This window comes from Staphylococcus sp. HMSC065D05 (assembly GCF_001813195.1).
Classification (GTDB): domain Bacteria; phylum Bacillota; class Bacilli; order Staphylococcales; family Staphylococcaceae; genus Staphylococcus; species Staphylococcus epidermidis.
This window is the reverse complement of record NZ_KV811751.1, coordinates 1-9,896: the sequence shown is the minus strand read 5'-3', so window position 1 is coordinate 9,896 and position 9,896 is coordinate 1. Positions and strand designations below refer to the sequence as shown.

The window sequence follows — 9,896 nt, the reverse complement described above, 5'->3', positions numbered from 1 at the left end:
TTTTATATAATTCCCACTAATTGGGGTCAGTCTAGTTTTCATAAATTCATTTACTGGCTTTTTTATTTACAATACTTCGTATTGTTGGCTCCCTTTCTTAGGGGACAGCTTCAGCCTGTAGTCTTCAGCTTGTCCTGTTCCCTCAAGAGTCTCGCCAAAATACTTTGTATTCATATGTAATTTTACATTAAAATTGTTTTGCTCCTCTTTAAATAAAAATGACACTTTGTAACTCTTTGCAAGTTGTGGTATGATTTAAATCGTAATTATTACGTTTTGAAAGTAGAGGGGCGATTCAATGCATTGGACAATTATTGGTGGTGGCTTACAAGGAACCACCATTGCACTTAAATTAAAAAATGAAGGACTAAAAAATGAGGAGCTTACTATCATAGATCCTTACTCCTCATTATGTGAGCGTTTTAATATTTATACACAACGTATTAGTATGCCATACTTAAGATCGCCTTTCGTTCATCATATTCATCCTAAACCTTTTCATCTCAAACAATATGCTAGATATCATCAGTATACTTCAGCTTATTACGGCCCGTATAAACGTCCTCAAAGAGATATGTTTATGCATCATGTTCATGATTTGATACATCAATTTAAACTTAATGATTGTCATATACAAGGTAAAGTCGAAGCTATTAATAAATCAAGAGGTAAATGGTGTATAAAACTATCAACAGGCGATAAAATGGTTACCGATTGTGTTGTGATAGCAAATGGTTATACGCAAACGCCATTCATACCTGAAATTTTCAGAAATAAAGCGAATGTAAAACACATATTTGCTGATAATTATCATGCCTCTTTAGATAAAGATACTCAACATGTTGTTGGTTCAGGTATATCTGCTGCCCACCTCACTTTAAAATTATTAAATGAACACAATCACCAACTTGTTCATTTATGGATGAATAAAGATATTGAGATACACGATTTTGATGCTGATCCTGGTTGGTTAGGACCAAAGAAAATGAACCTTCTTGCATCTATATCCTCTTCAGATGCAAGAATGAAGTTAATTGAAGACGAGCGTCATAGCGGTTCAATGCCTATGGAATTATTTTTAAGGTTAAAGAAATATGTGCAAAGTGGTCGACTCGTCATACATATGAGTCAAATTGATGATGTAACAGAATCCTATATTATCGCTGCTGGAAAATATTTTGAATATAAGCATATTTTGTTAGCTACCGGATTTTATAATCAATTATTAACACAACCACTCATTAAAAACCTTATTCAAAACGAACAAGCACCACTCAATCATTCAGGTTATCCTTCTTTGTCAAACGAACTAGAATGGTTAAATCAATTATTCGTAGCTGGTGGACTTGCAGATTTAGAACTAGGTCCTTTTGCAAGAAATATAATGGGCGGTAAGGAAAGCGCTGAACGCATAAGTAAAGCATATAAACGTTTAAATAAGAAAATCTCATAAACAAACACCCCGATTAGATTGTGTAGAATTCACAATTTAATCGGGGTGTTCTGTTACATTATTGAATAGGTTTAATAGCAATCGTACCACGCATGACACTGATTAATTGGTCATGGTCATCTTTGATATCAATATTCCAAACTTGTGTTGTTTTTCCTTGATGTATTAAAGAAGCAAACGCTCTCACATGTCCTTGTCGAGTTGAGCGAATATGATTTGCATTCATTTCTAAACCTAGTGGAATGAATTGCTGCGTATCAATCAAATGAGCAGCACCTATCGAACATGCTGTTTCACCTAAAGCTAAACTCGCACCACCATGTAAATAGCCAAAGGGTTGCTTTACTTTATCTGTCACAGGCATAGACACTACTACTTTACCATCTTCTTTTTGTTCAATCTTCATTTCAAATGTTTCTAAAAGATTGGTCATAGTTCACACCTCATTTCAGTAGTTATAGTACCATAGCTGCTATCGTACCAAAAACCATAAGTGGAACATTATAAAACAAGAAATTCGGGATACATGTATCACGAATATGATCATGTTGTCCATCCATATTCAAACCGGCTGTCGGTCCAAGTGTAGAATCACTTGCTGGAGAACCTGAATCACCTAAAGCACTTGCTGTACCAATTAAAGCAATAAGAGCCATTGTGTCTAAACCAATTGATGCTCCAAAAGGTATAAATAATGAAGCAATAATAGGTATTGTTGCAAAAGAGGAACCAATACCTAATGTTACAATAAGTCCAATGAGGTACATGACGATAATACTAATCAATTTATGATCTCCAGTTAATCCTGTTAAACTCTTGACCAAGCTATCTATATCACCTGTTGCATTCATCACGCCAGCAAACCCGTTAGCTGTTAGTATCACTACACCAATATAAGCCATTAATTTGACTCCATCTACAAATTGTTCATCGAGTTCATACCAACGATAAGCTCTTGAAACAAAGAAAACAAGTACCCCAGCTAACGCACCAAAAATCATAGAATCTGTAAATGTCTGTACTAAAAACGTAGCTAGTATGGCAATGACAGTAACAATTAGCACATAAGGTTTGAGTTCCGAAATTGTTTCTCGATCATTTACATTACGTTGTTCATAAACGCGTGGCTTTCTATAAACAATAAATCCAAGTATGAGACCCACAACATATCCCATTGAAGGTATTAACATCGCCTTCCATATCATGTTCATCTCAATTGGATGGTTTGCTTTTTGAAAACCACTTTGAATGATTTGATGGAAAATTTGACCGAAACCATAAGGTAATAGCACGTAAGGAAAACACAAACCAAATCCTATTACTAAAGCAATAAGTCTGCGATCAATTCTTAAATCGTTAAACAAACTCACAAGCGGAGGTATTACAATTGGAATAAAGGCAATATGTACAGGAATTAAGTTTTGACTCATGATACTCATTGCTAACAATGCAATGATAATAATTATTTTAACCTTAACTCGGGAAAGTCTACTATTTTCAGCATGAATACTTGCAATAATTTTACCAACAAGATAATCAGTTATACCACTATATGAAATCAAAGCAGCAAAACCACCGAGTAACGCATAACTTAATGCGACTTCTGCGCCATCTACTATATTTTTTCCAAAAACATTAATTACTTTTTCTAAATTCATACCTGATATTAATCCACCGACAAGTGCACTAATAAATAAGCTAATGACCACATTTAATCGACATAAACAGAGTATGATCATTAATATGACTGCGATTACAACAGCATTTATCATTCCGCCTCACCCTTTATCACTCTATCGAACTAAAGTATTTATAAAATACATACTAGCAAGACATATATTTAATGTCAATGTTAAAAAAGACTCAACGATTATATACATTTAGTTATATTTAGTTGATTATTTTCAATAACTGAAATATAACACCTAAAAATGTAATAAGTTGAGTCTATATAACTTTATTTATATTTTTGTTGTAACCACTCTACAACTGTAGGTATCATGTAACCTGTCGGACCCTTTGGACCTTTATATGTAGCACTTTTAATTGTTGCAGGGCCCGCGATATCAAAGTGAATGTGTGGGATGTCACCACTAAAATGCGAAATAAATGCTGCTGCAAACAATGCTTTTCCTTGACCGTTCGTATGATTGACTAAATCTGCTACATCTGATTGTTTAATTAAATGTCTTTCAGTCTCTGTAATAGGTAATTCGAATACTTTTTCGTCTACATGACGTGCAACTGTTAATAAGTTTTTAAGTTCATTTTCAGCATGAGATTGGAAAGCAGCCGCCTTGTCATCACCTAAAGCTACAATCGCTGCACCCGTTAATGTAGCAAAATCAAGAATTAGTTGTGGTTTAAATTGTGTTGCATAGAATACTGCGTCACCTAAAACCATTCTACCTTCAGCATCACTATTCAACATTTCTACCGTTTCACCATTAAGCGCAGTAAATACATCATCTGGTTTCATCGAAGATTCACCAATCATATTTTCAGCTGAAGCGATCACTCCTACAATATTTACAGGTAGCTTTTGCTTAGAGATCGCATCAACCATACCAATAACATTGGCCGCACCGCACATATCATATTTCATAGTTTGCATACCTATCTTAGACTTAATACTATATCCACCGGAATCATATGTAATGCCCTTACCCACTAATGAAATAGGTGGTTCATCAGCTTCTGCACCATAATATGATAACGTAATTAATCTCGGACCATGATTAGAACCTTTACCTACTGCATGTATTAATCCAAATCCTTCATCTATAATTTGTCGGTGATCTTTGATATCTACACTAACGGAACTCCCTTCGAAATGCTTTTTTATTTCTTCGGCAAAATATTGGGGTGTTAAAATATTCGGAGGCATTTGACTTAGTTCACGAGCATAGTTTATAGATTCACCCAATTGTTGGCCTTCGTTAATCTTCGTTTCTATATTATGCTCTGTCGTTTGTATATAGACTCTACCTTGGTATGGAGGCTTTTTATCCGATTTATAATGGTCAAATTCAAAGATAGATTGTGCACTTTGTAAACCTAAAGTTTGACAAATTTCAATAATGTTACCATATTTAGATTTGAAAGTATCTAACAATAATTCACAATCCGTTACATGAACGTCTTTTAAATATTGAAACAACTGACCCCAAACTTTTAATAAACGTTGATATGATAAAATTTTTAAGTTTCCTAGTCCTACAGTTAATAATCTTTTGGGCTTTTCATCAATATAAATAAGCGTTGATGATATTTTGCCGATTGAGCTATTGATGACATGATATTGTTTTAATGTTTCTAATCGCTCTTTAATTAACGTCTTATGATATTTTATCTCACCTAATTGGTTGAGGTGATCTGGCACACCCACCACAATCGTTTCAATTGATGTTGGCGTATCTTGATTAATAAAAAATTGCATATAGATCCTCCGTTCCTCATTATGTATAACAATAATTATAAGTTATGAACACCACAATATTAAACAAAACCACTTTTTACTCTAACTCTAAATAAAAAGCATTTTTGTTTAATTAAGTGTGAAATTCTTCTTCATCATATTTTTTTGATAAAAAATAACCTGAGACAATCATTTTGTCCCAGGTATAATTAAAATATAAACAATCGATGACAAAATTAATTTGAGTTGTTTACATATTTTAACTCTAGTCATCTTTGCTAAGGGAGACAATAAATTATGTCTCGTACCTTTTTATTGTATTTTTAATGTCTATTACTTGATTAAAATTTCCCTTTTTTAAAGGCTAATCCTATGCCACCAAGTTTGTAAATCGCACGAGTATCAATAACTTTCTTCAAGAATGCTGCTTTTTTACCAGCGATATCTCTACCATATACAATTCCAACACCATCATTAGTACCTAATGAACATACAGTTCCACGGTTAACATATTGGAAATCTTGTGTTGATTCACCATTTAATAAACGTTTAATGTTGCTAGCAGTATGCTCACCTTGTTGCATAGCAATTTGAGCTGTTGTTGGTAATGGACGCTCTTCACCAGCTGGAATAAACGCTGAACAATCTCCTATAACGAAGATGTCATTATGACCTTCAATTGTTAAATCTTGTTTATTGATAATGCGTCCACGTTTAACACCTTCAAATGATTCTTCCATTAAATGACTTCCACGCACTCCAGCAGTCCATACAGAAGTTCCAGCTTCTAACTGTTGTTTTTCTCCATTGACTTCAACAACGAAACCTTTTTCATTACAAGCGACAATAGGTGTTGCAATTTTGAATTCTACTCCACGGTCTTCTAAATATTTTACTGCATAACTAACTAAGTCGTCTGAGAACATCGGTAACATTTTAGGTGCTGCTTCAACACATGTTAACTTCACTTTACTTTGATCAACACCATATTTACTGCATAATTCAGGAATTCTATCAGTTAATTCACCTAGAAATTCAATACCTGTAAATCCAGCTCCCCCAACTAAAATAGATAAATCTTTATCATCTTTTTCTTTAGAAGCAGCATAATTTGCGAACTTATCTTCAATGTGACGAGACAACTTACGAGAAGTTAAAACGTTCTCAATTTGGAAAGCATGTTCTTTCATACCATCAATGCCAAATGTTTCGCTAACAAAACCTAGTGCAACAACTAAGATATCAAAGTCATAAACACCCTTATCAGTTTCTACGCGTTTAGCATTACGATCAATTTTTGTTACCTCAGCAACAACAAAATTCACTTTATCTTTGTTGACAGTTTTCTCAACAGGATACAATAAATCTTCATAATTAATCGTACCGGCAGAAGCTTCATGCAACCAAGTTGATTCATAATGATATTCATTCTTATTAATTAAAGTAATTTCCGCTGCATCAGCAGAAAGTTCCTTTTGCAATTTAGTTACAGTTTGTAAACCAGCATAACCTGCACCTAATACGAGCACTTTCTTACGATCTTGAGCCATCTCTAATTCACCTAAGCTTTCATAATATTTTAACCAACCAACAATGTAGATAAAGGCTATAAACATATGACAAGCCAAATTGTCTCTTTCTTTATAGTCTTAGTCAACATTTAAAATTTTCAAGTCTTTTTTGGGTTTTGCTCTTCAGTTGTTCACATAAAAGACACTTTTAATCTAGTTTTAATTTTATAGCTTTTACCCTATATTTTCAAGCTACAATAGGGATAGTTTGTGAAAAGTTTAATTTAATTTCGGATGGCAATATGAAGTTAACATTGCTCTGGATTTCCAGCGACTTTAGCTGTTTTAAATGAACTTCCACAACCACATGAGGCAATAGCATTAGGATTGTCTATTTGAAATCCTCCACCCATAAGTGACTGTTTAAAATCAATTGTTGTTCCATTTAATACTGGAGCATCATTTTGGTCTACTAGAACTTTCAAACCATAATATTCGAGAATTTCATCATTTTCACCAGGTTCTGCTTCGGCTGACATACCATAGGTTAATCCTGTGCATCCTCCACCATTTACTTTAATTTTTAAATAACCATCAGACATGTCGTTATTTTTTAACATGTCTTTAACTTCAAATGCTGCCGCTTCAGTTAAAATGACTGTTGGCATATAAAAAACCTCCCATAATTTTTTAATCTCTATAGCAAATTCGTTATATCATTATCTTCGATATGTTGATATATGTTTTTTAATAAATCGTCTGGTGTGTTACCTTCAACAATATCACCATCTACAAGGGCATACAAGCTACTTGCGCATAGACCACAATTTTGTAGACAACCGTATTCAAGGACATCTATATTAGGATCATTTTCTAATTTTTCAAATACAACATCACTGCCTTTGGCCATATTTGAAATACAGAACTCCACTAATGGAAACATAAGTCACCTTCTTATCTTTATTAGTTTAAACATTATAACAAAGTATTCAATGTCCTGACTATCAGTCGGTATGACGATTTTAATTTTGTTTATCTTTTTAAATTTTATCATAATTAAATTGCATTCTACATTTGTTTGTAGTCATTTTGAAAAATAGATATAATAGTCATGCATACAAGTATTTTATTATAACTATCAGGGACTAGGAATCATCTTCATTTAGAGTATTCTAGTAATTTTTGAAAAGGGTTTCAATAAAACAATTTTAACAAAGGGGTATAAATCAATGAAAAACTTAGTATTACTAGGCGGGGGCTATGGTAATATGCGAATTATGTCGCGCATTTTACCTCATTCAATTCCTGAGGGATATCACTTAACTTTAATCGACCGCATGCCATTCCACGGTTTAAAACCAGAATTTTATGCACTTGCAGCAGGAACTAAATCTGACAAAGAGGTGCGAATCCAATTTCCAGATAGCAGTAAAATTAATACGGTTTATGGGGAAATCAATGATATAGATTTGGACGAACAAATGATAACAGTTGGAAATTCAAAAATAGATTATGACGAACTTATCATTGGTCTAGGGTGTGAGGATAAATATCATAATGTCCCTGGTGCTGAAGCATATACTCATAGCATTCAAACATTATCTAAATCGCGTGAAACATACCATAGAATTAGCGAATTACCTAAAGGGGCGCGTGTAGGTATCGTTGGGGCAGGTTTAAGTGGCATTGAATTAGCGAGCGAACTACGTGAAAGTCGATCAGACTTGGAAATTTTATTATATGATAGAGGGCCTCGAATTTTAAGGAATTTTCCTGAGAAACTAAGTAAATACATATCTAATTGGTTTTCTAAACATAATGTTACTGTAGTACCCAACTCAGTCATCGACAAAGTTGAACCTGGAAAAATTTATAATAATGGTAAACCAGAAAATATTGATTTAGTCGTTTGGACAGCAGGCATACAACCTGTTGAAATTGTGCGTAATCTTCCTATCGATATGAGTACCACTGGACGCGTGATTATTAATCAGTACCATCAAGTCCCAACCTATAGAAATGTTTATGTCGTAGGTGACTGTGCTAATTTACCACATGCACCCAGCGCTCAATTAGCAGAACTACAAGGTGAACAGATTGCTGATGTGTTGAAGAAACAATGGAATAACGAACCACTTCCAGATAAAATGCCTGAAATTAAAGTACAAGGCTTTTTAGGCTCTTTAGGTGACAAACAAGGTTTTGCTTATATCATGGATCGAACAGTTACCGGACGACTGGCTTCTATTTTAAAATCAGGTGTTCTGTGGCGCTATAAATATCATAATGGTTAATAAACAAAGAACCTAGGACACTTACATTGGTACTGACCCCCTTAAACGGGAACTTAATAAAAACACTATGTTCTAGGCTGCTAATTCTCTGTATTTTACAGGAGATAAGTAGCCTAGTTTTTGTTGAATTCGATTATTATTATAGTTTTTAATGTATTTTTCGACAATATCTATTACAATATGATTAGAGCTATTAAGCTGATTATTGATGTAAAAAGTTTCAGACTTTAGCGAGGAATGAAAACTTTCTATCGGGGCGTTATCAGCAGGTGTTCCCTTTCGGGACATACTTCTGATAATGCCTTTTTCTTCGCATAATTGATAATAAGCATAAGATGTATAAACGCTGCCTTGATCACTATGTAATATACACCCCTCGGGTATATCGATTTGATTTAATGTATCATTAACTAAACTTTGGTCTTGTTTATCATCTATTTTATACGCCACAATTTCTCCGTTATAAATATCCATTATCGAAGATAAATACAACATAGAATGACCAAATGGTAAATAAGTAATATCGGTTGTTAATACTTCCATGGGACAACTCGCTTTAAATTGTCTTTGTAATAAATTGTCAGTTTTATAATACGGTTTACCTATCCTTGTCGTCTTTTTAGGTCTAACTCGGCAGTTCAAATGATGCTTCTGCATAATTCTCTGTACTCTCTTATGATTAATTGGTGATGTATAACATTGATTAATCAGTGCTGTAATCTTACGATAACCGTAGGTATAGTGGTTAGCTTCACATAATTCAATAACTTTTTGTGTTACAGTATCATTTTTATAGGTTTTGTTTTTCCATCGGTAATATGTTGATTTAGGTATGTTTAATACTTCTAGTATCAATTTGATTGAATATTTTACTTTTAATTGATCCACTAAATCTATGACTACTGCTGGTACCACTTCCTTTCCAATGCCTTGTACTTTTTTAAAATATCCAATTCTATATCTTTTCTCTTATTTTCTAATTTTAATTGTTCTACTTCTGACAGCTCTTCTAATCCTTTACCGTAGGTATATTGTTTACCAACTTGTTGTGAAAATCTATAACTTTCCCCATTTCGATACCATCGCCACCAAGTTTTCACTTGTGTTCTATTTCTAATATTTAATTCTTTCATAATTTCTTTTGTTGAAAATCCTGCTGCTTTCATTTCAACTGCTTTATACTTTATTTCTACTGAATAAGAAACTCTTTTCATAGAAAA

General features: G+C 33.5%; 9 protein-coding genes. 2 read left to right on the top strand and 7 right to left on the bottom strand.

Annotated elements, in window-relative coordinates; all coding sequences use genetic code 11:
* Positions 1-298 precede the first annotated feature (298 nt).
* Positions 299-1,453, top strand: coding sequence for an NAD(P)-binding domain-containing protein (locus HMPREF2897_RS07620; protein WP_002457196.1), 1,155 nt, complete (start codon positions 299-301; stop codon positions 1,451-1,453).
* Between the two features lie 58 nt (positions 1,454-1,511).
* Here the strand turns inward: HMPREF2897_RS07620 and HMPREF2897_RS07615 are convergent, their stop codons facing one another.
* From HMPREF2897_RS07615 to HMPREF2897_RS07590, 6 genes are all read right to left on the bottom strand, one after another.
* Positions 1,512-1,886 carry a hotdog fold thioesterase gene (locus HMPREF2897_RS07615; protein WP_001831899.1) on the bottom strand — a complete coding sequence of 125 codons (375 nt, stop codon included), beginning with the start codon at positions 1,884-1,886 and terminating at the stop codon, positions 1,512-1,514.
* 22 nt (positions 1,887-1,908) lie between these two features.
* A complete protein-coding gene (locus HMPREF2897_RS07610) occupies positions 1,909-3,225 on the bottom strand; it encodes a Na+/H+ antiporter family protein (protein WP_002485997.1) in 1,317 nt (438 codons plus the stop codon).
* 185 nt (positions 3,226-3,410) lie between these two features.
* Positions 3,411-4,892, bottom strand: a complete 1,482-nt coding sequence (locus HMPREF2897_RS07605; protein ID WP_002475054.1) for a M17 family metallopeptidase — start codon at positions 4,890-4,892, stop codon at positions 3,411-3,413.
* Between the two features lie 320 nt (positions 4,893-5,212).
* On the bottom strand, positions 5,213-6,421 hold the full coding sequence (locus tag HMPREF2897_RS07600) for an NAD(P)/FAD-dependent oxidoreductase (RefSeq protein WP_002457198.1): 1,209 nt from the start codon (positions 6,419-6,421) through the stop codon (positions 5,213-5,215).
* A 269-nt stretch (positions 6,422-6,690) separates the two neighbouring features.
* Positions 6,691-7,050: a HesB/IscA family protein gene (locus HMPREF2897_RS07595; protein ID WP_002446034.1), complete on the bottom strand. Its 360-nt coding sequence runs from the start codon at positions 7,048-7,050 to the stop codon at positions 6,691-6,693.
* Positions 7,051-7,079: 29 nt separating this feature from the next.
* Entirely contained in the window at positions 7,080-7,325 is a 246-nt protein-coding gene (locus HMPREF2897_RS07590; protein WP_001831896.1) for a YuzB family protein, read from the bottom strand.
* Positions 7,326-7,611: 286 nt separating this feature from the next.
* On the opposite strand from HMPREF2897_RS07590, the gene HMPREF2897_RS07585 reads away from it, so the two are divergent.
* Positions 7,612-8,676 carry an NAD(P)/FAD-dependent oxidoreductase gene (locus tag HMPREF2897_RS07585; protein ID WP_002446033.1) on the top strand — a complete coding sequence of 355 codons (1,065 nt, stop codon included), beginning with the start codon at positions 7,612-7,614 and terminating at the stop codon, positions 8,674-8,676.
* 72 nt (positions 8,677-8,748) lie between these two features.
* Here the strand turns inward: HMPREF2897_RS07585 and HMPREF2897_RS07580 are convergent.
* Positions 8,749-9,890 (bottom strand): IS3 family transposase gene (locus HMPREF2897_RS07580; protein ID WP_141751288.1). Its coding sequence is split into 2 segments (ribosomal slippage): positions 8,749-9,620 and positions 9,620-9,890, totalling 1,143 coding nucleotides; the frame shifts between segments, so codons are not numbered across the junction.
* Positions 9,891-9,896 lie beyond the last annotated feature (6 nt).